The following is a 23542-nucleotide window of genomic DNA, read 5'->3' on the forward strand; positions in this document are numbered from 1 at the left end:
ATAACATCTGGGACACCCAAATCCAAAACTAAAAAATCATAAAGTAATGTATTTCAGTTTTTTACAATTAAATGGGACTGACGACTGTCGAAGTCAGGAAAAAGGCCTCCCGGTAGTTAGGAGGCCTTTCTTAATCCAATTTATTTTTGTTTAACCTACGGTAATTTGTTTTACCTTGTTTTGGATTTCCTTTTTCGGAATGGTTACCGACAGGATACCATCCTTGTAATGGGCGTTGATGTTGTCAATGTCCGCTTTCTCTTCTGGTAAGAAGAAGGATCTTTTAAAAGAAGCGTAATGAAACTCCCTTCTGGTGACCTGATCATTTTCTTCCTTCTCTTCTGTTTTCTTTTCGGAAGCAATTACCAAGTGCTCATTTTCATAGGAGATGTTAAAATCCTCTTTCTTTAACCCGGGCACTGCCAGTTCTAATAGGAAATTTTTGTCATTCTCCCTGATGTTTACCGCAGGTTGGCTGGCCTTGAAGCTGCTTAGCGGTGCTCCCAGGTCTAATGCAGAAGGCATGTCGAATAACCGCTCAAATAGATTGTCAAATGCGGGTACTTGTGATTCTTTTCTGTTGTTTGCTACTTTCATTAGTGTCATGGCGTTATGGATTTTGGTTCTCAAATTCTTTTACTTCATCCATTTTCAAAAGAAATGCCATTTCCAAATAGGAGCTAATATGCTGAATAATAGGACAATAAGACAGTTTATTGAACTATATATCCGTCAAAATGTCAAAAAAATAACCGTTAAATGCCAAAATGTCTTTTCTTACCTTATTCGTAAAATAGACCGGGAAGCCAAAGACTCACGGCAGGGATATACGTCACAAGTAACAACACCAGCAAACTCACCAGCAAAAAGGGCAATCCGGCGCGTGCAATTTTCTCCAAAGATACTCCTCCTATGCTGGAGGCTACAAACAAACAAACGCCTACAGGGGGCGTAGTAAGGCCAATGACTAAATTTACAACCATGATAATGGCAAATTGAACGGGGTCCACCCCAACCTGAACGGCTACGCCTAGCAGGACCGGAAACAATATCAGCAGTGCAGCGATGGTTTCCATAAAAGCCCCAACAAAAAGCAACAACAAGTTTATCAATAGTAGCAATACCCACTTGTTTTCCGTGAGTTGCAGCAGTGTGGTGGCAATCTGTTGTGGTAACTCTTCCACGGTCATGATCCAGGCAAAAAGGTTGGCAAAGCCCACCAGCACCATTAAGGAAGCGGTTGTTTTGGCCGATTGCAATAGAATTTTCGGTATGCGTCTGAACGTTAAATCCTTATATACCCAAAGTCCAATGCCCATGGCATAGATTACCGCCACGATGGATGCCTCGGTGGGTGTAAATACACCGCCAATTATTCCAAATAGGATTAAAAGGGTCATCATTATAGCCCAAAATGCCTGCATGAAACTTTTGAAAATGAACATCGGAGATTTCCGATCACTTTTCGGATAGTTCTTTTTCACGGCTATAAAATAGGCGGTAAGTAAAAATCCTAATCCCAATAATAAACCAGGGACGATGCCGGCAATAAAGAGCTTTCCAACGGACAGTCCGGTCAAGGTGGCCGCTATGATCATGGGAAGGCTGGGGGGGATGATGGGGCCGATGGTCGAAGAAGAGGCAGTGATGGCACAAGAAAAGGGTGCATCGTAGCCTTCCTTTTTCATCGCAGGAATCATTACCGAGCCAATACTTGCGGTATCGGCTATTGCCGTTCCAGAAATCCCCCCAAATAGCATGGATGCCCCCACATTGGCTAAGCCCAGGCCTCCCCGGATATGGCCCAGCAGGGCGTTGCAAAAATGAATGATACGTTGGGTAATACCACCGGCATTCATCAGGTTGCCTGCCAGGATAAAACCCGGAATAGAAAGCAATACAAATACATCAATGCCAGCGTACATTTTTTGCGGGATGACCATCAACGGGATATCGCTAAATATCAGATACGAAAAGGCAGAAATGCCCAAGGCAAAGGCAATCGGGAAGCCCAGAATTAAAAGCACGAGAAAAACAACGAAAAGGAGGGCGGTCATTTTAGCTTTTTTAGTAGTTCCAACAATGCATACAGGCTGGTAAATAGTCCCATTATAGCCATGGCAGCATACATAAAAGCCATGTTGAGGTTCATAGCGGGGGATTTCTGCAGACTGACAATCTCCATTAACGGTAGGCTAAAGATGAATTGGGTTCCCATTATGATCAGGATGAAAAGTAAAATCACTGCTTGCATTCTGGTTTTTGCTTTAGGGGAAAGCCTGTCTAGAAAAGTATTGACACTTACGTATCCCTGGTCCTTTATGGACAGGGCAGCACCTACGCTCACCAGGTAAATAAAGCTAAAACGGGCCAACTCTTCCGTCCAGTTGGGTGCCCAGGGCAAGGCATACCTGGCAACGATCTGAAGCAGTACCACGGCTATCATCACCATAAAACTCAGGCTTACAAAGTGACCGAGTATTTTGTCTAGCAATGGGAAATTGGTTTTCATATGTTTATAATTGTTTCTTAATGGCCCCATGGAATCTCGGATGCTTCATAATTATCCCACTTTGTGACGTTTTCGTCATGCTCGATTTCATCATGGCACTTCCTGAATTCTTCTTAGCAAATCAATTTGTTCTTCGTTAAAAGCCTGCATTACTGCCTTTGTAGCGGCTTCTCTAAATGCTTTTTTGTCCACCTCGATAAATTCCATCCCCTGGTCTAGCAGGAATTGGTAATCTTTTTTTTCCTGAACCAGAAACAATTCGTGTTCGTATTCCTGCATGATCCCGGCAGATACGTCAATTACTTGTTGTAGATCCGGAGGCAACATCTCGTATTTTTTATTGCTCATGACTACGTAGGCCCAGCTCTTGACATGTTCGGTCAGCATGCAATACTTTTGCACCTCGTACAAGCCTGCGTCTTTAATCAGAGCAAAGGGGTTTTCCTGTCCATGAATGGTGGATTGTTGCAGGGCGGTGAATACCTCCGAAAAGGCCATGGGGGTAGGTTTGGCGCCCAAGGCACTCCAGGTGTCCACGTACAAGGACACAGCAGGTACCCGCAGAATCATTCCCTGCAATTCATCCGGATGTCGGATGGGCCGGTTGGCGGTAAGGTTTCTTGCTCCTCTTTCAAACCAGGCGATGGGGCGAAATCCCGCTACGTCCAGAATGTGTTGTTCGATTTCTTTTCCCAAGGGTCCTCCTGCTACTTTTTTGAGATGATCAGAATCCCGGATGGCAAAGGGCGTGGCGCATAAGATGGACTTGGGAAGGCTCCAGCTCTGTAAGGACTCCCCCGTGATCATGATATCGGCGCTGCCTACTAATAGCCCTGTGAGTACATCCATTTCTTTTCCCAACTGTTCATTTGGGTAAACGATGACTTCTACCCTGCCATTGGATCGTCTTTTTACCTCCTCAGCAAATTTTAAACTGGCTTTATGCCAGCCATGTTCCCGATTGGCCAAATGGCCAAAGCGCAGCGTATATTCAGGTTTTTTGTCCCTGTCAGCCTGGCACCCTGCCAGGTGTAATGAAAAAATGAGTAGAAATACCTGAAAATAGCCTTTTGGGTTCATGGATACAGCCTTCAAACAAGTTAGTAAGGGGTCTTTCAATGGAAATTGGCTCCAAAGTACAAAAATTATTTTCCCAGGACATTTTATTTTCAAAATTTCGCCCCCACTACCACTGTTTTTTTGATGTGCTGTACTTGTCCGTCAGGGTGAATCAATTCTGCAGACAGAATGTAGTATCCTGCCGTCACTTTTTCCCCACTTTCATTGCTGCCATCCCAGGTATAAAATCCTTCTGCACCCCATATTTCATTCTGGCAAACCACCTTTACCGGAATTCCCGTAGGGGAAAAAATGCGAAGCGTGGCCTGAATTCCAGGCGCGGCCATTTTATACGAGATAGTGGTAAACGGCTGTTCTCCGGCAGCCATGGGAATAAAAACCTCGGGCGACAGCTGAATGCCAAATTCAGAATTACCTAGTTCGTAAACCTGGGAATTTTTATCCCCAGGGCTGGCATGGCCTACATGAGCCCCGGCAGAATGCCAATTCTCCGGGTTGTTGGTTGGAGCTGTGACGGAATACCTTTCGAGCGAAATTCCCTTAACATCCCGAAGGAATGGATGGTGGAAGTCCTCATCGTAATCCAATCTTTCCACCCAGTTTTCTTCCGGATCCAATAGAATGACCGTTCCAGAACGAATCGGATAGCTGGGCAAACTCATTTCCAGAAATTTTTCATGCTTTCCAAGGGGATATTGTTCCGCCAGTTTTTTTGTGTCTGTGGTCAGTACCAGGTAATCAAAAGGATCCAAAATCAAATCCTGCCCGGAAATTACCCGTCGGTTGCTGATGTTATCCTCGGAGGCATTGGCCAGTTTCCAGTTTTTAAGGTTGAGGTACCTCTCAGAATTATTGTAGATTTCTACAAATTTTGGAACTCCTGAAGCCGGATTAAACAGAATTTCATTTAGCAATAAGTCCCCTGCTACTGCCGTGCCAGGAACCCGGATCAGCAGGCTTTTGGCAACGGGGGAAAGGGCATTTCCTGCACAATCCTGCCAATTTTCCACGTTTACCTCATAGACCTGATTTGCTAGCAAGGGTTCCTGAAGGAGTAGCACCCATTGAAATTGATCCAGTGAATCTTTATAAGAGGCTTTTATTATCCTGTCGGGGGACAAAGTAAATTCGCTGTTTTGGTTATGAGTGCCTGTCGGTTTTGAAAATCGTAGAATTATACGGGATTCGTCTTCCAGCACCGCAGCAAGCAAGCGAGGCGCTGTCCGGTCAGGACGATCGTCGAATACCGAATTTTGTCCTCCGGGGGTTCCCTTATTTTCGCTGTTTGAAGGAGCATAGTTGGTTATGGATTCGCAGGGATAGTATGGGTTGACTACCTCCAGGCTGTAGCCATTGCTGCCTATTTCACTTCCAAGCGGCATAGAAGGATCGAAATTAACCCGGTCTACCAGGATTCCCTGGGAATTCGTTAAGGTAACGACATCCCCACCATTCAGTAGCGTAGGCCAGGAGTTAAGCCCCAGTACCTTTCCATACCGATCAAAGAACTCTGCATGAGATGCGGGGCAAAGAATGAGGTATTCACCCGGACCCAGGCTTGCACGAGGAAGCGTGATTTCGCTACGGCTATTAGAGAGCTTCATTCCGCCTAAATGGAACGTTTTGTCCGTAGGATTAAACAGTTCCAGGTATTCCACATCAGGAAGCCCGCTTCCCGGCCGGGGTGCTGGCATCATTTCGTTAATTGTCAACTCTCTAAATGCAGGGATTTCGGGTGGCTGATAAGTGAGGGTCATCGTGACAGGAAGCATGGTGTTGCCATCCAAATCTTCCAGCTCTTTAATGAGCAAGCTAATTTCCTCTCCCAACTCCCAGCCGTTTGCAAAAGAAAGTTCTACCTCTTTTCCACTATTTTCTAAATTAACCCAGCTAGGCGAATTCCCATTTAGGGAATAGAATCCCGGCACCACTGCCAAAACAGGGTTTAATTCCTTGTCGAAATGAAGCAGTAGCCTGTTTTCAGGCAATAGCTGCACTTCGAGTAAATCCGGAGCCAGAGGACTCCAGGAAACAGGCCGTAAACTTCCGGGAAGCCTGTCGCCCGCTTCTCCATTTCGGATGGGGATCTGTAGCGTTAAAAGGGCACCCACTGGAAGCGGTTCATCGATAATTACCTGAATTTGCTCGGGCTTGCTTTGGTTGAGCAGGGCCTCCAAACCCCGATCATCCTCCAAAAAATGAAAATCTTCGTCCCAGGGGGAAATTTTATCCAAGGGGATGCGCTGCCTGATTTGAAGGAGTTGGGCATTTTCCATCCAAAGGGATAAAATGCCATCGTCGAATAACATCGAAGCCTCCCTGGGAAGGCTGGCTTTTCCATTTGCCCCCTTCACAGAAGCAATGGACGCCTGTAGGGTATCTCCAACCATCAGGTTCTCCTTCAGAGAAATGCTAATTTGATAGCCGTTTTCCATCAGCCGAACTTCCTTCGGCGACTGCATGTCGACTCGGTAATTTTCGGGAAATAGGATCGATCCCGGATCGGGAAAATCTGTAAAGGTTACTTGTATTGTCTGATTGTCCCAAATCTCCAGCCTACTGACAGTAAACTGAGAATGATCCAGTTTGTATGCTTCATTCAGGGTTATTTCTCCCGTCCTGGCTTGCACCATGGGAAGTCGTATGTCCAAGATATCGGAAGTCAGTGGCACTTGGGCATGAAGCCTTAAATTTAGCCCATTAGACGAAAGGGAAAATGTTTTCTCAAGCTTACCGTCAACCAGTACTGAATCGGGCGGATTGATGGCCTTGCTCCAAACCAATTGCAGCTCATACGGAGAAAGCAAGTAGGCGGAGTCAATTTTTGGAGGAAGGGTATCCCAGCTAAAGGACCTGCTAATGGTTTGCGTCATTTCTTCACCGTATAGATCTTTTAGGTTTTTTATTTGAAGCCGGTAGGATTTTCCGGGAGTAAATTCGCTGGAAAACTCCAGCAGCACCCGTGATGGTCCGGGTAAGCTTACCGATTCCGGAGATCCGACGCCTTCATTTATTTCATACAAATGGTTAATTGCTGCCCATTTGGGGTCCAGCGCTTTATTGAACTCCAGCAACAAACTTCGGGATGAAGGGATGCCTAGCTCGCTTAGTTGGATTGCGCGGGTATCCCAGCGGATAGGGTGGCTGAAGGTAATCCGATCCTTCCCTTCCCGATCTTTGATACCGGTAATTTCCAAGATTAATTCCTGGTTTTGTGGAAATTCCCGGTCAAATACCAATAAAAAAGCATTTTCTACTTCTGCCACCGCCAATACCCGGCTAGGCTGCACAAAGTCGGGTTGTAATTGGTAGTTTTCGGGGTTCATGGCAGATTCCAGACTTACTGAACCAGCAAATTGAACGTTCAGGATGGTGGGGGCGTAAAAAGCCAGGCTGTCCAGGTAATTTTCCCAGGTAAACCGAATTTCTCCCGCGGAGAGAGAATTGCCATAACGATCCGAAATGCTGTCGACCCGGACGGTGTAATCGGCTCCTATTTGAAGAGGGTCTTCGAGTTGCAGGTGAACGTTGTCCTTTTCTCGCCTTTGAGCAGCGAGTATTTCTATTGGTTGGTCTACTATTCGGTAATTTTGAAACCGGGAAGCAGAAATGCTATCCAATTCTTCATCAAAAACCAGCAAGAGCTCCTTTTCGGAAATTCCCCATACGGATGCCAAGCGGGGTGGTTCTGCGTCAAATAAAAAGGAAACGATTTCAGACTCCAGTGGCACTCCATAGCAATCGACCAGGTTCCCGGGTTCCAATTGATACCGATTCCCTGAAACCATAGCTTCCGGCATGTCGAGCACCATGACATTCGCTGAATGTTCGATCACCTGCAAGTGCTGTCCCAAAAGGGTAAACGGCGGCATTTCGCCGAGCTCCTGGGGCAATGCTTTGGAGAAGGTAAGCTGAATCCGGTCGGCCGAAAGTGGGAATACTTCCAGCAATTGAAAAGGCCTGCTATCCGGGTCCTCACTAAAAACCGCATTTTGCTTTCCGGGTGTGCCACCCGCCGGTGCAGTGGAAGCCATCCAATTGAAGCGATCACTGCAAGTTTGAAAGGGATTGATTCGTTCGATTGACCAGCCTCCTGCTGCCTTTTCAGAGCCCCGGTAAAAGGCTTCGGAATATTCCAGGCTATCCATCAAATTTCCAAACCCATCTCTAATTGTGGTCGTTCCGGAACTATTGGGAAGGGTGCGGAAAGGGCTGACCGAAGCCACCTGTCCATAGGGTTCAAGAGCAGGCCTGGTAGCAGGGGAGCAAAGGATCAGGTAAGAAAGCGGTTCCATTACCTGCGATTCAATCAGCACCCCATTATAGGTGAAACCTCTAAGCTGTATGGGTTTGTCAAGGCGGCTAAATAACTCAATGTATTCTGCATCACTACTTGAGGGCAACACCTGATCCGGAGGTACCTGACCTTTTGGATTGGGATCGGCCATCAATTCATTGATGATCAGGGAACCGGGTGGAGTGGGAGTTTCAATGGAAAAGGAGTATTCCCAATTCTCCAAAACCTGCCCCGAAGCCACGGCTTCAATCCGCTCAAATTCCAGCAAATAGTCATTGGTGTATATCCGATCAGCAAATTCCAGTAGCAAAACTGATGGTTCGGAAAAGGTTACGTGTTCGGGTTTTCCATACCGGTTATTAAGGATAATACCCTCATTATCTAAGCTTACCGGCTGGTTGAACTGCAGGGAAAGGGTGTTTTCTCCCATGACTTCCAGGCTGCTGATGGTGAGTTCTTCCGTTTGGTCTTCCCCGCTGTGTACTGAAAACTCATCCATATAAAACCGGGCAGCCGTGCCGGACCCGGACCCATAGGCTACCTCCATTAAAACGGTAAGGGTTTCCAGGTTCCAGTATTTTTCCGGGACGGGAATGGAATAGGCAGAATAGGTCCCGTCTTCATTGGGAAATGTACCAGCATCTCCTAGGGGGCTACGCTCGCTGAATCCTTCTTCCAGGTTTTCCGAAAAGGAGAAGTAAACCAAGGCAGGTCGGTTTCCGGATCCGTTTTTGCCGGTTCTGGCCTGAAATGAAATTGTAGGGTTCGATACCCCAACAGTCGCTATTTTTATGTAAATTTGCGCATTGAAACTTCCTATGGGTTGAATGCCCAGGGCATGAGATTGATCTAGTCCCTGCCCAACCGCCTGAAATACCCGCGAAGATCCGTCGCTAAGTTCGTTGGCAGACCATCCGGGTAGAAACTCATCCGGGTGGTTCACAATGACGAATCTTTCTTCAAAATCCTGTGTTTCCAAAGGCTTTGAAGAGGGGATAAAGGCGAGGCCTGGGAGTAAAAAAGTAATGAAGTGTCCGATCAAAATGATGGCTTTCATAGATTGAATATAATAAATAGAATATAGAACACGCATAATTCAATGAAAAAAAGTTTTCCTGTGGATTCTTCAGGAAAGTAAAACCGGTCAAAATAATAGTCAACATGAAGTTAGCCGTAGTGGGAGCCACCGGACTGGTAGGCTCAGAAATCTTGGAAGTGCTGGATGAGCACAATTTTGCTTTCGATGAACTCTTGCTGGTCGCCTCGGAGCGTTCTGCAGGGAAAAAGATTGCCTTTAAGGGAAAGGATTACACGGTAATGGGCCTGAAACAGGCAGTGGCTGAAAAACCGGATATCGCCATTTTTTCCGCTGGAGGAGCTACCTCTTCGGAATGGGCACCTCAGTTTGCCGAGGCCGGCACCATCGTGATCGATAATTCCTCTGCCTGGAGAATGGACCCTACCAAAAAACTGATCGTTCCTGAAATCAACGGCAAGGTGTTGCGTATCGATGACCGCATCATTGCCAACCCTAACTGTTCCACCATTCAGATGGTGCTTGCCCTGGCCCCCTTGCGGCAGAAATATGGGATCAAGCGGATCGTGGTTTCTACCTACCAGTCGGTCACCGGAACGGGGAAAGATGCGGTAGACCAAATGATGGCCGAGCGAAAAGGAGAAGAAGCAACCATGGTTTATCCGTATAAAATCGATCTGAACGTATTGCCTCATATCGATGTGTTTCAGGAAAACGGCTACACCAAGGAAGAAATGAAAATGATTAATGAAACCAAAAAGATCTTCGACGATGACACCATCCAGGTGACGGCAACCGCTGTGCGTATCCCCGTTATGGGAGGTCATTCCGAATCCGTAAATGTGGAATTCAAGCAGGATTTTGATCTGGAAGAGGTAAAGAAATTATTGGCCGAAACTCCGGGAGTAGTGGTGCAGGACGATCCGGCGACGAATACCTATCCCATGCCCATACATGCCCACAAAAAAGACGAGGTCTTTGTTGGCAGGTTGCGCCGGGACGAGACCCAGCCGAACACGCTGAACATGTGGATTGTGGCCGATAATTTACGAAAAGGAGCCGCTACCAATGCCGTACAAATCGCCGAATACCTGTTGGACCACAGCATGGTATAAGTGGAGCTGGAAGTCCTATATCATCCAAAATTATTGCAGTTTGTGCAGGATCATCTTGAGGAAGATCCTGCACAATTGCTTTTACGGCATAAGGAAATTCCCGGCCTGGACATCAAGGCTGCGGCGAGGCAAATTGCCATGCGGCAAAAAGCGCGGCACAAGTTGCCTGCCTGGGCGGCTCACCCTTCCCTTATTTTTCCACCTTCTCTTTCCATGGAGCAATGTTCCTCTGAGGCCACGGGCAAGTATAAATGCAGCCTGGTTCAGGGAAAAACCATGGTAGATCTGACCGGTGGCTTTGGTGTGGACACCTTCTACCTGGGGGAAAAAATGGAGCAGGTAACCTATGTGGAGCAGCAGGAGGAACTGGTTGCATTAGCCCGGCATAACCTTCCCCGGCTTTTTAACAACCAACAGGTTTCCTTTGTACACCAGGATGCCCTGGCCTTTTTGCGGCAATCCACCCTGACATATGATTGGTTGTATGTGGATCCTGCCAGAAGGGGAAAAAGCAATCAGAAACTATTTCAACTGAAAGACCTGGAACCCGATGTGGTGAGTAATTGGGGTTTGTTTCAACAAAAAGCCAGCTCCATTATGGTAAAGGCCTCTCCCATGCTGGATATCAGCGAGGCTTGCCGGGAACTGCCCGGAATCACCCAGGTCCATGTGCTGAGCGTCAAAAACGAGGTGAAGGAGTTGTTGCTTATTAACGATGGTTCGGGCCAGCCACTATCGATTGTCTCGGCGGAAATAAGGGAGCAGGGCTTCAGCAGCTTTACCTTTTCTCCGGAAGAGGAAGCGCAGGCAACACCTGAACTTTCCTTTCCCAAAAAATACCTGGTCATCCCCTATGCTAGCATTCTGAAAGCAGGGGCATTCAAAAGTTTTTCGGTCAAGCAGGATTTGGCCAAACTGCATGCCCACACGCATATCTATACCAGCGATCATTTTCCGGAGGGCGTGCCGGGGCGTGTTTTTGAGGTATTGGAGGAAATCCGACTGGATAAGAAGGTATTGAAAAAGCAGTACCCGGAGGGCAAGGTTCACGTAATTTCCCGGAATCACCCCATGAAAGCGGACGTGATTAAAAAGAAATTCCGGCTAAAGGATGGAGGGGAGGAATTTTTGATTGCCTGTACGCAGATGGACGGCAAACCGGGGGTTTGGAGGTGTAGAAGGATGTGGTGATGATTTGATGGTTTGATTTTTATTGGATTGACTATATGAGGGTTGTCGGTTGATGGGCTTTAGCCGCATTCTTATTGAAGGGGTTTTGTTATTGAATTAGGAACATCATTCGGATACTATTTCAGAATTAATTTCCTTGGATCAATTTCCGCTGTCTAGTCTATTAAACCAAAAGAAATGTACACCGGAACATAAAAATTAAATAGGTTCCCCAAGTTTTTCTAGAATTAATTACGATTTAATGGCTATTGAGGTATCGGCAAGCAGCCTAATTCGATAGTAGTATTGAGTTTCCCATAAACAACTATAGCGTCCAATCAGTAGAAAAACCCATATTTTCTCCAATTTGATAAAGGGGGTTAATGTTTTCTTTCAAGACATTTCCTCATTGGAGAAAATACAAAAAAGATCACTATCTTCTTTAGCCACCTCCTTCCAAAAGAAAATGGCATTTGTTAGCCTTATTAACATTGGAGGAAATATTTTTTCCGTTAACCCAGGGACGTTTGAGTTGTTCTTTTGTAAATAAGCCACCAAACCCCAATACACAAATTTTTGTAAAATGGATAGGTGCATATAAAAATAGGTTCTCCACTGAGGATTTAAGGTAATAGTATCCTCTGCTATTGCATAGGGGCAAAAATCCGGTGATTGGTATGGAGAAACCATGGATGAATCAGAGATTATTTTATTTTTTTGATGATCAGGAATTCCCCTTAATTCCCTTTCAAACCAAGGTGTTAAAAATCTGAATGGTACATACCTTGAAAAATTATTTAGAAGCTGTTTTACAATGGTATTTTCTTTATTCGATTGAATTATTTTAAATAAATCCGACTTATTGATATTTGATTCAATGCTAAATTCCGATTTCAATTGAGTAATCCCCTTGGAAAATTGGTCTAATTTCCCAAAGTTCAATTTGTAATAATTAATAGGATACCAAATTTCTCCTATCATTTCAACTACCAAATTGTCAATTTTAAAAGTTGTTTTATTTGATTTTTTGACTTTATTCAAAATAGCCAAAAACCAATAATACTTATAGGAATTGGTGGTATTATTAAACACTCCTGAAAGTTTTTGGATCGGCAATTTTAGATCGGATGGAATAATCATAACGTAATCTTAAAAGGATATTTTTTCGAGTATATCGGAATCCCAAAATTTTAAATCCATCGGTATGATAGCATTGTTATCCAGGTAAATCAATTTATCCATCTTTCTAACCATAAAGAAAAAGATTGTAGCTGAACAGGCAAGGTAATAAATAGTTTATTATAGGATTACTGAAAGCCCATCCAATTTTCGAAATTCGCCATTAAAGCCATTTACTTTCAGTACCAAGGGTATAAAGCTATTCCATTTTTTCTTTATCTTCCCTTTCCAAACCAAATAACCCAAATATGAACCGAAGAGCCTTTTCAAAAAAGAGCCTGTCTGCATTGGGACTGGCGATGCTGGGGACGGAAGCCTTTTCTTTAGCCGCTCCAAAAGCCGCTGTACGCCTTGGCGGACCACTTTTTTCAAAGCCCCAAGGCCCGGAGGAATGGGTTGCGGCTTTAGCCGCCAAGGGATTCCGTGCCGCCTATTGCCCCCTTCCCCTAACGGCAGGCGCAGAGGAGATCCGGGCCTATGAATTGGCAGCCAAAAAAGCCGACATCGTCATTGCTGAATTAGGAGCCTGGAGCAATCCCATCAGCCCGGACAAGGACATGGCTCGGGAGGCATTCCAAAAATGTACCCAATCCCTGCAACTGGCAGAAAGCATTGGCGCCAACTGCTGTGTAAATATTAGCGGATCCAAAAACCCGGAATACTGGGCAGGCCCTCACCAGGATAACCTGACCCGGGATACCTTTGATGAGATCGTGGAAGTGACCCGGAAAATCATCGATGAAGTGCAGCCTGAAAGGACCTATTTTGCGCTGGAACCCATGCCCTGGGCTTATCCCGACTCGGCGGACAGCTACCTGGACCTGGTACGGGCGGTGGACCGTAAGGCGTTTGGCGTCCACATGGATCCCATGAACCTGATCATTACCCCAAGCTTATACTATGGGAATTCAGCCCTTATTAGGGACTGCTTTCAAAAGCTTGGACCCCATATCCGGAGTTGCCATGCCAAAGACATTCAGCTACGGGAAGACTATTACATGCCCCAATTTTCAGAAGTGCGGCCCGGCCAGGGCGTTTTGGATTATCAGGCATTCCTGCAGGAAGTCAGTCGTCTTTCGGAAATCCCCCTCATGATGGAACACCTGAGCAGCGAGAAGGAGTACGATCTGGCAGCCGACTACATCCGTTCGGAAGGGAAAAAGGCAGGGATCGCTGTTTAACTCATGGCCCCTTCCAGAGATAGCCAGACGAGTAAAAAAATCAATGTAGGCAATCCGTAGTATTTCAATACCAGCAGGCGATTGTTGCGGTGCAAAAACCACAGCACGTAAACCGGCCGTATAAAGCCAAGAATCAACGCGATAGCCGCCAATAAGGTCAAAATTTTAAGGCTTGCTAACAGGGTTTCCATGGCGTATTTGCAACAATTAATCTTTATTGAAAATAAAAAAAGGCTGTCATTTTTACGGGACAGCCTTCATTCGTTGGAATCAATTTAAGCGGATTATTTTTTCCGTTTGATCTCTTCCATTTTATATCCTTCAAAGGTATCTCCTACCTCGATGTCATTGAATCCTTTGATGGAAACACCGCATTCATACCCGTTTTTCACTTCGTTTACATCGTCCTTGAATCGTTTCAAGGCACTGATTTCTCCTTCGTGAATCACGATACCGTCGCGAATAATCCGGATTTTATTTTTTCGGTTAATGTAGCCATCCGTCACGTAACTACCTGCCACGGTACCAACCTTGGAAATCTTAAATACTTCACGGACCTCTATATTTCCGGTAATGACTTCTTCGAATTCAGGTTCCAACATACCTTCAATGGCGTCTTTGATCTGGTTGATCGCATCGTAGATGATGGAATAGTGTCTGATTTCGATTTCTTCCTGTTCTGCCAGGCGTTTGGCATTCGCAGAAGGCCTTACCTGGAACCCCAGGATAATGGCATCAGAAGCAGAAGCCAGCAAGACATCGGACTCGGAAATCTGCCCTACGCCCTGGTGGATGATGTTTACTTTTACCTCTTCCTTAGACAATTTGAGTAAGGAATCGGACAGGGCCTCTACCGAACCATCCACATCACCTTTGATAATGATGTTGAGTTCTTTAAAGCTACCAATCGCGAGTCTCCTGCCAATTTCATCCAGGGTGATGTGCTTTTTGGTACGAAGGCTTTGTTCCCGCTGAATTTGCTCCCGTGAGTTGGCAATTTCCCGGGCTTCCCGTTCCGAATCGTATACTTTGAAAACATCTCCCGCTTGCGGAGCTCCACCAAGTCCAAGTACCTGAACCGGCGTAGAAGGACCTGCCTCCTCTTTTTTCTGACCTAAATGATCAAACATTGCCTTTACGCGGCCATAGTGCTGGCCTGCCAGGATGGTATCTCCTATCCTAAGTGTACCTGCCTGGACCATTACCGTGGAGACATAACCCCTTCCTTTGTCCAGGGAAGCTTCCACAACCGTGCCCACGGCGTTTTTGTTTGGATTGGCCTTGAGTTCCAGTATTTCGGATTCCAGCAATACTTTTTCCAGCAAGTCATCTATTCCCGCGCCTGTCTTGGCAGATATTTCCTGTGACTGGTATTTTCCACCCCAGTCTTCCACCAGCAGGTTCATATTGGCTAATTCTTCCCTGATTTTATCCGGGTTTGCGTTTGGTTTGTCTACTTTGTTAATGGCAAAAATCATCGGCACGCCAGCAACCTGTGCGTGGTTAATGGCTTCTTTCGTCTGTGGCATCACATTATCATCCGCGGCGATTACGATGATAGCCACATCCGTAATTTTAGCTCCCCTTGCCCGCATGGCGGTAAAGGCTTCGTGTCCTGGAGTATCCAGAAAGGCGATTTTGTGCCCGTCAGTTGTTTCCACATCATAAGCTCCGATATGCTGGGTGATTCCTCCGGCTTCGCCGTGAGTCACCTTGGATCTTCTGATAAAATCCAGCAAAGAGGTTTTACCATGATCTACGTGCCCCATGATGGTCACAATAGGAGCCCTTTCGATCATCTCTTCCGGATCCTCTTCCACCTTAATTTCGGCTTCTTCTTCATCGGATTTGGTGAATTCTACATCGTAGTTGAATTCATCGGCGATAATCGTGATGGCTTCTGCATCCAGTCGCTGGTTAATCGATACGAACATACCTAATCCCATGCAAACGGAAATTACTTCATTGACCGAGACATCCATCAGGGATGCCAGGTCATTGGCAGAAATAAATTCGGTAACTTTTAATACTTTGCTTTCTTCAGGCGCATCGCTAACTTCCTTGGATCTGTCAGAGCGTTTGTCCCTTCTGTTTTTTCCTTTTCCTCCGGATTTACCCCCGCCTTGAAGTCTGGCAAGAGTTTGTTTGATCTGATCCTGAATTTCTTTTTGAGTGGGTTCCTCTTTTTGGAAACGGGCATTTCCGGCACCTCTTGCACCAGGTCTTCCTGCAGGGCCTCTGTTATTGCCTTTTCGGGCGCCTTGTCCAGGCCCTTTTCCTGCGCCACCAGCTGCAGGTCGGGCGCCTGCGGCACCTGTTGCAGGACGGTTGTCAATACGCTTTCTAGGTCGCTTCTTCTTCTCTTTATTTCGTTCATCAGAAGAGGCAACCGGTTTGGTTTTCTTTTTAGACTTGTCTTTGGGAAGTTCTATTTTCCCCAGTACGGTCAGACCTTTCAAGGAATCTGCCTTAGCAGAAATAACCCTGTTTTCGGGTGGTTTTTCTTCCGCAGCTGCTGCTGTTTTTTCGGCCTCCGCTGGTTTTTTTTCTTCGGGAGCTTTTTCAGGAATAGGTTTTTGCTCCGCTTCCGGCGCTTTCTCCGCTGGTTTTTCTTCAGCAGGTTTGGCCTCAGGAACTTCCGGTTTTTCTTTCTCGGGAGATTTTGCTTCTGGTTTTTCTTCCTTCGGCTTTTCTTCCTTCAGCGTTTCTTCTTTTTTCTCCTCTTTACTTTTTGGAGGTTCCGGAGCAGGAGCGGTTGCTTTAGGTTCCGGCGTTTTAGGTTCCGGTGCTTTTGGCTCCGATGCTTGCGGTTTTTCCTCCTTTTTTCGTTCTTCTGGTTTGGATGGCTTGCCTTCCAAATCAATCTTCCCTACCACTTTTATACCTTGAAGCTTGGGTGCTTCGGTTGAAATTTTGTCAGTACCTTTATCGGCAGCAGGTTTCTCCTCTTTTGGACTGGGAGCCGGTTTTTCAGGTTCAGGCTTTTTTATTTCCTTCTCCGGTTCGGACTCAGATTCCGCCTTGATAGTAAAATTTTCATTGTGTCTTTTGCCAATGGAAAGATGGGAGGCCTCTTCCTTCTCCTGGGCAGAGGACCTAAACTCCTTGGCAAGCATATTGAAATGCTCCATGCTGATCTTAGAGTTCGGGTTTCCTTCTACCTCAAAGCCCTTCTTCGCCATGGACTCAACGATGGTCGCTACACCGACGTTGAGCTTTCTGGCTACCTGGCCTAATCGCATCATTTTTTCTTCTGACATACTAATACCTATTCCTGTATTTTATTCTAATGCAAATATAAAGGGGATAACGAATAATCTATCGTTATTTGCTATTCAAATTCTTGTTTTAATATTTTAAATACATCATCAATCGTTTCTTCTTCCAGTTCGGTTCTCCTCAATAGGTCTTCTTTGGTCAGCGCTAATACGCTTTTTGCTGTATCCAAACCTGTTTTTTTCAGTTCTGCTATGACCCAACTTTCAATTTCGTCAGAAAATTCGGACAAATCCACATCTTCCTCCTCCTCATAATCAGATAATTCCCTGAATACATCGATCTCGTAGCCGACTAAACGGCTGGCAAGACGGATATTAAAGCCTCCCTTACCGATGGCAAGGGATACTTGATCCGGTTTAAGGTACACGGATATCCGTTTATCCTCTTCGTTTACCTGAAGCGAAGAAACTTTTGCCGGACTCAAGGCCCTGGATACGTATAGATCCAGGTTTTCCGTATAATTGATAACGTCAATATTCTCATTCTGCAATTCGCGTACCACAGCATGAATTCTGCTGCCCTTCATGCCCACACAGGCCCCTACGGGATCAATGCGGTCATCATACGACTCCACGGCCACTTTCGCTCTTTCACCGGGCTCGCGAACGATCTTTTTGATAGTAATGAGTCCATCATATACTTCAGGGACCTCGTTTTCAAAAAGGCGCTCCAGAAAGATGGGAGAAGTTCTGGACAAAATGATTCGTGGATTGCCATTGATCATTTCTACCTTATGCACAATCGCCTTTACCGTATCCCCTTTCCGAAACCGGTCTTTGGGGATTTGCTCGCTCTTAGGCATGATGAGCTCGTTTCCTTCCCCATCCATCAGCAGGATCTCCCTTCCGAGAATCTGGTAAACCTCCGCATTGATGATTTCGCCTACCAACTCTTCGTACTGATTGAAAAGCAAATCCTTTTCCAAATCCTTGATTCGCTGGATCAGGGTCTGTCGGGCCATCATAACGGCCCTTCTGCCAAAATCTTCCAGTTCGATCTTTTCGTAGGCTTCTTCACCCAGTTCAAAATCGGGCTCAATTTTCTTTGCCTCTGACAAGCTTATCTTGTCGTAATCCCAAATATCCTCCGAGTTGTCGTCTACTATTTCCCTGATTCGAACGATCTCCAGATCCCCTTTGTCGGCATTGATGATCACGTCAAAATTTTCATCTGTTTCGTATTTTTTGCGAATCATTGCTCGAAATACATCTTCAAGAATGCGGATCATTGTTGGTCGGTCCACATTTTTCGATCTTGCAAACTCTGCAAATGATTCAATCAGAACTTTAGCATCCATTGTTTTTATTTGAAAGAGACTACTACTATTGATTTCCTAATCTGTTCAAAGGGCAGGTCGAGACTTTCTTCAACCGCCTTCTTTCCTTTTTCTTTTTTCATCACTACCATGCGGATACCCCGCTGGTCGACTTCGGTCAGTTTTCCTTCTATCGTATCGTTGTTTTCCAGGGTTACTTTCAGGCTGCGGCCCACATTTTTTTGATATTGCCTTCTGGAGCTCAAAGGAAAATCAACTCCAGGAGAAGATACCTCCATAACATAAGCCGTGTCCATTAGTTCTTTGGCCTCGATTTCTTCCCCTACTGCCCGGCTGACCAAGGCACAGGTTTCGATAGTGATACCCTGATCTGCATCAATCAAGATATGCAGGGACTTTTTTGGGCCTTTTTCGACGATCTGAATGTCTACCACAAAATGACTGGCATCCGGAAGGTGTTTTTCCACTATTTCCTCTATCGTTTGCCTCAAATTCATATCTTTTTGCTTACTTGCTCCAAGGATTTCCCTCCAAATTGATTCATAATGAAAGAGGGGACTGCTTGTCCCCTCTATGATCACTAATGAATTCTAGCACAAATGTAATAAAATTATTTTCCTAAAAAAAGTATTGAAAGTTTGATAAATTTGCCCCATGCATTCAAAAAAGTTAAAAATATACAATACCCTGTCCAGAAACAAAGAGCTTTTCGAGCCCATTCGCCCTCCCCATGTAGGGATGTATGTTTGCGGTCCGACGGTATATGGTGATGCGCATCTGGGACATGCCCGGGCAGCGGTAACTTTTGACGCGGTGTATCGTTACCTTTCTTTTTTGGGGTATAAAGTAAGGTATGTACGTAATATTACCGATGTAGGGCATCTGGAGGCCGATGCCGACGAAGGTGAGGATAAAATTGCAAAAAAAGCCAAACTGGAACAATTGGAACCGATGGAAGTAGCCCAGCAATACGCCACATCTTATCACCGCGATATGGAGTTACTGAACACCATCCGGCCCAGTATAGAACCCCGCGCCACCGGACATATTCCGGAACAAATCCAACTTGTGGAACAAATCCTTAAGGAAGGATTGGCCTACGAAGTGAATGGCAGTGTTTATTTCGACGTGCTTAAATACAATGAAACCACCAAATATGGACGACTGTCAGGTCGGGTAGTAGAGGAGCTGATGAGTGGCAGCCGGGAGCTGGACGGGCAATCGGAAAAAAGGAATCCTTTGGATTTTGCCCTATGGAAGAAAGCATCGCCCGAGCACCTGATGAAATGGGAAGCTCCCTGGAGTCTGGGATTTCCGGGTTGGCATCTGGAATGTACCGCCATGAGCTCCAAATACCTGGGCAACCAATTTGATATTCATGGTGGAGGAATGGACCTGATGTTTCCCCATCACGAGTGTGAAATAGCCCAGGGAAACGCCTGCCATCATACCGACCCTGCCAAGTATTGGCTGCACAACAATATGATTACCATCAATGGGCAAAAAATGGGCAAGTCCCTGGGGAATTTCATTACCCTGCAGCAATTGTTCCTTGGAGACCATGATAGGCTGGAGCAGGCTTACAGCCCCATGACCGTGCGTTATTTTATCCTTACAGCCCATTACCGCTCGACCCTGGACTTTTCCAATCAGGCCCTGCAATCAGCCCAAAAGGGTTACAAAAAGCTCATTAATGGGTTCCGAATAGCGGATGGTCTGGTTTATAAAGAAGATGGCGATGTTTCCATAGATGTAAAACAGGTAGGCCAGATTCGAAAAAGTATCGATGCCGCTTTTGCCTCCATGGACGATGATTTCAATACTGCACAAGCTATCGGGCACCTGTTTAACCTGTTGAAAAAAATCAATAGTTTGTACACCGGGCAATTGCATCCCGCTCACTTGGGGGAAGACGCGTTTAATGAACTGATTCAGACCTATCGTACCTTCATTTCGGAAATTTTGGGCCTTATTGAAGAAAAAGGAGACAATCAGGACCAACTGCTTCAAGTCATACTGGATTTATATAGTCGTGCCAAAACAGCCAGAGATTATCAAAAAGTAGATAAGATCCGGGCGGGATTAAAAGATGCCGGTCTGATCATTAAGGATATGAAAGACAAAATTGATTGGGGATATGAAGAATAGTACCTGTATTTTGCTTTTGGGATTGCTTTTCTGGTCCTGCGGCGAACAGCGAATAACGGAGGAAAAAGTTGACGATGAATTTACCGCCAAGCCCTACCCCTCCTTCAATGCGGATTCTGCCTATGCCTTTATCCAAAAGCAAGTGGATTTTGGTCCCAGAGTGCCCAATACCCCGTCCCACCGGGAAACGGGGGAATGGCTGGTCCAAAAACTGGAAGGCTATGGTTTTTCGGTAACCGAACAGGAGTTCACGGCCACTGCCTATGATGGTAAAGAGCTGGAGCTGACCAATATTATCGGAAGTTACCGGCCAGAAGCCAGCAAACGAATTCTGTTGGCAGCCCACTGGGATACCCGCCGAATCGCCGATAAGGATACGGGACGTATAGATCAACCCATAGACGGGGCCAATGATGGGGGTAGCGGCGTAGGCGTCTTACTGGAGATAGCGCGCGTTTTACATACCGACAGCCTGCAACCCGATGTGGGGATAGATATTGTGTTCTTTGACGGGGAAGACGATGGAGAACCAGAACACCAAAACTTCAGGGATGGCAGCCAGGTCTGGTGGTGTTTGGGTTCGCAATACTGGTCCAAAAACCCTCATTCCCGAGGATATACTGCCTACTATGGCATTTTGCTGGATATGGTGGGAGGCAAAAATGCGAGATTCTACAAGGAAGGGTACTCCATACAATATGCCAAAAATCTGGTAGATAAAGTCTGGGATTATGCGCACCGGCTGGGACATGGCAATTTTTTCCCAATGAGGCGTTCGGAAGCCATTACAGATGACCACCTTTTTGTCAACCAGGATGCCAATATCCCCATGATCAACATCATCGAGTACAGTCCGGATTACGGATTTGGTCATTACCATCACACCCACGATGACAACATGGACCTGATCGATAAAAAGACCTTATCCGTAGTAGGGGAAACGGTTTTATTTACCGTGTATCAGGAAGATTAATTTTTCGCTCAAAACAACTATTTATGTCCCAAATCAAACAGATTCGGAGCACATTTCTGGAAAAGTATCAATCGGAGCCTCTGCTGGTTCGCTCTCCAGGAAGGATCAATCTGATCGGCGAACATACCGATTATAATGACGGCTTTGTCTTACCGGCAGCAATCGACAAATACATCTATTTGGGCTTTGCAAAAAATGCTTCCGGGACTTGTCGGGTTTATTCCCTGGATTTCGAAGAAGAGCAAATCTTTTCCCTGGAGGAATTGAAGCCCCGGACGGGCTGGATTAACTTTGTCAAGGGAGTGGTAGCCCAACTGGTACAAGGGGGGCATAATCTGGAAGGATTTGACTGTGTTTTTGGAGGAGATATTCCCATCGGTGCGGGATTGTCTTCCTCTGCCGCCCTGGAAAATGGTGTGGGCCTGGGATTGTCGGAGTTATTTGACTTGCAAATCGAAAAGATGGATCTTGTCCGGTATTCGCAACAAGCAGAGCATACTTTTGCGGGGGTAAACTGTGGCATTATGGATATGTTTGCGTCTATGATGGGTAAAAAGGAGCAGGTGATCAGGCTTGATTGTCGTTCGCTGGAGCATTCCTACTTCCCTCTGGAACTCGGAGATTTTCAATTGCTCCTTTGTAACACCAAAGTAGCCCATACCTTGGCGGAATCAGCATACAACAAAAGGAGGGAAGAATGTCAGGAGGGTGTCAACCAGGTAAAGCAGCAGTTTCCTGATGTGAATAGTCTCAGAGATGTTACTCCTCAAATGCTGGAAAAGGCAAGAGGGGAAATGGCTCCCCTGGTTTACCAGCGGTGCGCTTATGTGATCCAGGAGAACGAACGCGTGATAACTACCTGCAATGCCCTTGCTGATGATGACCTTGAAGCGGTTGGGCACTTGCTTTACGGCTCTCATAAGGGACTCTCTGAAGCGTATGAAGTCAGTTGTCCGGAACTTGATTTTTTAGTGGACTATACCAGAGACCTGCCCTATGTGTTAGGTGCCAGGATGATGGGTGGCGGATTCGGAGGCTGCACCCTAAATCTCCTAAAGAAATCCGCTACAAAGGAATTTATAGCCTCCATTACAGGAGCTTACCAGGAGAAATTCGGCCTTCAAATGGAAACCTATGAGGTCAACGTTGCGGATGGGACCGGAGTGTTTGAGGGTTAAGGCATAGACTGAAATACTGTTTCCTGACCAAACCATTGGTTGATGGAGTTTTTATCCGTTTTCAGTCGAATACAAACGGTTAGGTAAATCAGATTTTGTGAGCAATAGGCTACCCGAAATAGGTTATTTTATGCCTGTACAGCCTATATTTATTTTAATATTATAAAATAGTAGTTAGTTTTAGTGATGGTTGGAAGGTAAATAAAGTGCAGGGTTCACTTTATTGGTACGTTGGATGCCAAAATCAACTAGATCGTCCTGTTCTGGAAATAATGGGTGAAGCAAATCGCTTAGGCCTGGATTTACCCGCAGAATTAAAAGCGCTACGTAGATCTGGTTTTCTCTCTCCAATCGCTTACCTTGCCAGTAGGCCTATTTTTGAGTATCAACCCCCCAAAAAAATGAAGCTACACACCTGCCTACTTTTGCTATCAGGCCTACTTGTTTCTGCCTGTAGTTCTCCGAAAAGCAATTCGGGCGAAATTGTAAAACAAGCAATTACGGCAGAAATCACCCATTCCTTTTTTATCGCAGGTCCCGACTTTACGGGAATTTTGGGCGAGTCGGGAGAAATCCTTTGGGATGCGGAACGTCCAGGTGCGCGAGATGGATATGTTTTGGATAATGGACATGTATTGATTTGCTGGTCAGAAGAAGAACTTGAGTTTGACAAGGATAAAAAAGGTCGTATTTCGCTATGAAAAGTCAGCGTTAAATAACGAATTTGGTACAACTGTTCGTCTTGCGAACGGTAATACCCTGATCAATTTAACGAATGGGAATAAAACAGTTGAGGTGGATGCTACTGGAAAAGTAGTGTGGAAAGTAAGCAATGAAGATTTTGAAGGAACTCTTTTTCAAGATCCTTGTGGTGCCCAGCGTTTACCCAATGGAAATACGGTGATTGCGAGCTATGGAGCGAAAGAGGGGATCAAACTTTTTGAGTTAACACCGGAAAAAGAAATGGTCTGGAAGTACGAAGGGGTGAACCGAGTTCATCATTTTCAGGTATTAACCACGAATGGAGAAACCCTGAAGGGAACCCCTTTGAAATAAGCGACAGAGAAGTTCCCTTAGTGTAAGGGGCATTATGGATTAGGAATGATTTACCTTCTTTG

18 protein-coding genes are annotated in these 23542 nt (G+C 45.7%); 8 read left to right on the top strand and 10 right to left on the bottom strand.

The genetic code is table 11. From position 1 onward, the window contains the following. Window positions 1-150 precede the first annotated feature (150 nt). The 5 genes from GKS34_RS07560 to GKS34_RS07580 form a co-directional block, all read right to left on the bottom strand. Window positions 151-606: an Hsp20/alpha crystallin family protein gene (locus GKS34_RS07560; RefSeq protein WP_205602037.1), complete on the bottom strand. Its 456-nt coding sequence runs from the start codon at window positions 604-606 to the stop codon at window positions 151-153. Between the two features lie 176 nt (window positions 607-782). Beyond that, complete coding sequence (locus GKS34_RS07565; RefSeq protein WP_163384213.1) at window positions 783-2057, bottom strand: TRAP transporter large permease; 1275 nt, start codon at window positions 2055-2057, stop codon at window positions 783-785. Further along, window positions 2054-2512 (bottom strand): TRAP transporter small permease, encoded by a 459-nt coding sequence (locus GKS34_RS07570; RefSeq protein ID WP_163384214.1) that lies wholly within the window; start codon window positions 2510-2512, stop codon window positions 2054-2056. Before GKS34_RS07570 ends, GKS34_RS07565 begins: the two co-directional genes overlap by 4 nt. A 90-nt stretch (window positions 2513-2602) precedes the next feature. Further along, window positions 2603-3592, bottom strand: a complete 990-nt coding sequence (locus GKS34_RS07575) for a TRAP transporter substrate-binding protein (protein WP_163384215.1) — start codon at window positions 3590-3592, stop codon at window positions 2603-2605. An 89-nt stretch (window positions 3593-3681) separates the two neighbouring features. Then, window positions 3682-8946, bottom strand: coding sequence for a lamin tail domain-containing protein (locus GKS34_RS07580; protein ID WP_163384216.1), 5265 nt, complete (start codon window positions 8944-8946; stop codon window positions 3682-3684). A gap of 104 nt (window positions 8947-9050) precedes the next feature. Here GKS34_RS07580 and GKS34_RS07585 point away from each other — a divergent pair, with 104 nt between their 5' ends. Together GKS34_RS07585 and GKS34_RS07590 are read left to right on the top strand one after the other, a co-directional pair. Further along, window positions 9051-10040 (top strand): aspartate-semialdehyde dehydrogenase, encoded by a 990-nt coding sequence (locus tag GKS34_RS07585; protein WP_163384217.1) that lies wholly within the window; start codon window positions 9051-9053, stop codon window positions 10038-10040. Window positions 10041-10082: 42 nt separating this feature from the next. Continuing rightward, window positions 10083-11231 (top strand): THUMP-like domain-containing protein, encoded by a 1149-nt coding sequence (locus tag GKS34_RS07590; protein ID WP_240459228.1) that lies wholly within the window; start codon window positions 10083-10085, stop codon window positions 11229-11231. A 372-nt stretch (window positions 11232-11603) separates the two neighbouring features. On the opposite strand, the gene GKS34_RS07595 is transcribed toward GKS34_RS07590, so the two are convergent. Continuing rightward, window positions 11604-12350 carry a hypothetical protein gene (locus GKS34_RS07595; RefSeq protein ID WP_163384218.1) on the bottom strand — a complete coding sequence of 249 codons (747 nt, stop codon included), beginning with the start codon at window positions 12348-12350 and terminating at the stop codon, window positions 11604-11606. Window positions 12351-12637: 287 nt separating this feature from the next. Between GKS34_RS07595 and GKS34_RS07600 the strand changes: the two genes are divergently transcribed. Further along, on the top strand, window positions 12638-13570 hold the full coding sequence (locus GKS34_RS07600) for a sugar phosphate isomerase/epimerase family protein (RefSeq protein ID WP_163384219.1): 933 nt from the start codon (window positions 12638-12640) through the stop codon (window positions 13568-13570). Here GKS34_RS07600 and GKS34_RS07605 read toward each other — a convergent pair. From GKS34_RS07605 to rimP, 4 genes are all read right to left on the bottom strand, one after another. Further along, window positions 13567-13761 (bottom strand): hypothetical protein, encoded by a 195-nt coding sequence (locus GKS34_RS07605; protein ID WP_163384220.1) that lies wholly within the window; start codon window positions 13759-13761, stop codon window positions 13567-13569. The two genes, GKS34_RS07600 and GKS34_RS07605, sit on opposite strands and share 4 nt — an antisense overlap. Before the next feature lie 93 nt (window positions 13762-13854). Continuing rightward, complete coding sequence (infB, locus tag GKS34_RS07610) at window positions 13855-16830, bottom strand: translation initiation factor IF-2 (RefSeq protein ID WP_163384221.1); 2976 nt, start codon at window positions 16828-16830, stop codon at window positions 13855-13857. A 71-nt stretch (window positions 16831-16901) separates the two neighbouring features. Next, window positions 16902-18146, bottom strand: coding sequence for a transcription termination factor NusA (nusA, locus tag GKS34_RS07615; protein WP_163384222.1), 1245 nt, complete (start codon window positions 18144-18146; stop codon window positions 16902-16904). Window positions 18147-18151: 5 nt separating this feature from the next. Continuing rightward, window positions 18152-18622, bottom strand: a complete 471-nt coding sequence (rimP, locus tag GKS34_RS07620; protein ID WP_163384223.1) for a ribosome maturation factor RimP — start codon at window positions 18620-18622, stop codon at window positions 18152-18154. 157 nt (window positions 18623-18779) lie between these two features. Between rimP and cysS the strand changes: the two genes are divergently transcribed. The 5 genes from cysS to GKS34_RS07645 all read left to right on the top strand — a co-directional run bounded on the left by cysS (window position 18780) and on the right by GKS34_RS07645 (window position 23480). After that, window positions 18780-20273: a cysteine--tRNA ligase gene (gene cysS, locus GKS34_RS07625; RefSeq protein WP_163384224.1), complete on the top strand. Its 1494-nt coding sequence runs from the start codon at window positions 18780-18782 to the stop codon at window positions 20271-20273. Further along, on the top strand, window positions 20263-21246 hold the full coding sequence (locus tag GKS34_RS07630) for a M28 family peptidase (RefSeq protein ID WP_163384225.1): 984 nt from the start codon (window positions 20263-20265) through the stop codon (window positions 21244-21246). Before cysS ends, GKS34_RS07630 begins: the two co-directional genes overlap by 11 nt. 23 nt (window positions 21247-21269) lie before the next feature. Then, complete coding sequence (gene galK / locus GKS34_RS07635) at window positions 21270-22424, top strand: galactokinase (protein WP_163384226.1); 1155 nt, start codon at window positions 21270-21272, stop codon at window positions 22422-22424. 401 nt (window positions 22425-22825) lie between these two features. Next, entirely contained in the window at window positions 22826-23125 is a 300-nt protein-coding gene (locus tag GKS34_RS07640; RefSeq protein ID WP_163384227.1) for a hypothetical protein, read from the top strand. After that, window positions 23091-23480, top strand: a complete 390-nt coding sequence (locus GKS34_RS07645; protein WP_163384228.1) for a hypothetical protein — start codon at window positions 23091-23093, stop codon at window positions 23478-23480. The genes GKS34_RS07640 and GKS34_RS07645 overlap by 35 nt, the downstream gene beginning before the upstream one ends. The last annotated feature ends 62 nt before the right edge of the window (window positions 23481-23542 follow it).

This window comes from Cyclobacterium jeungdonense, assembly GCF_010994275.1.
In the GTDB taxonomy this organism is placed as follows: Bacteria; Bacteroidota; Bacteroidia; order Cytophagales; family Cyclobacteriaceae; genus Cyclobacterium; species Cyclobacterium jeungdonense.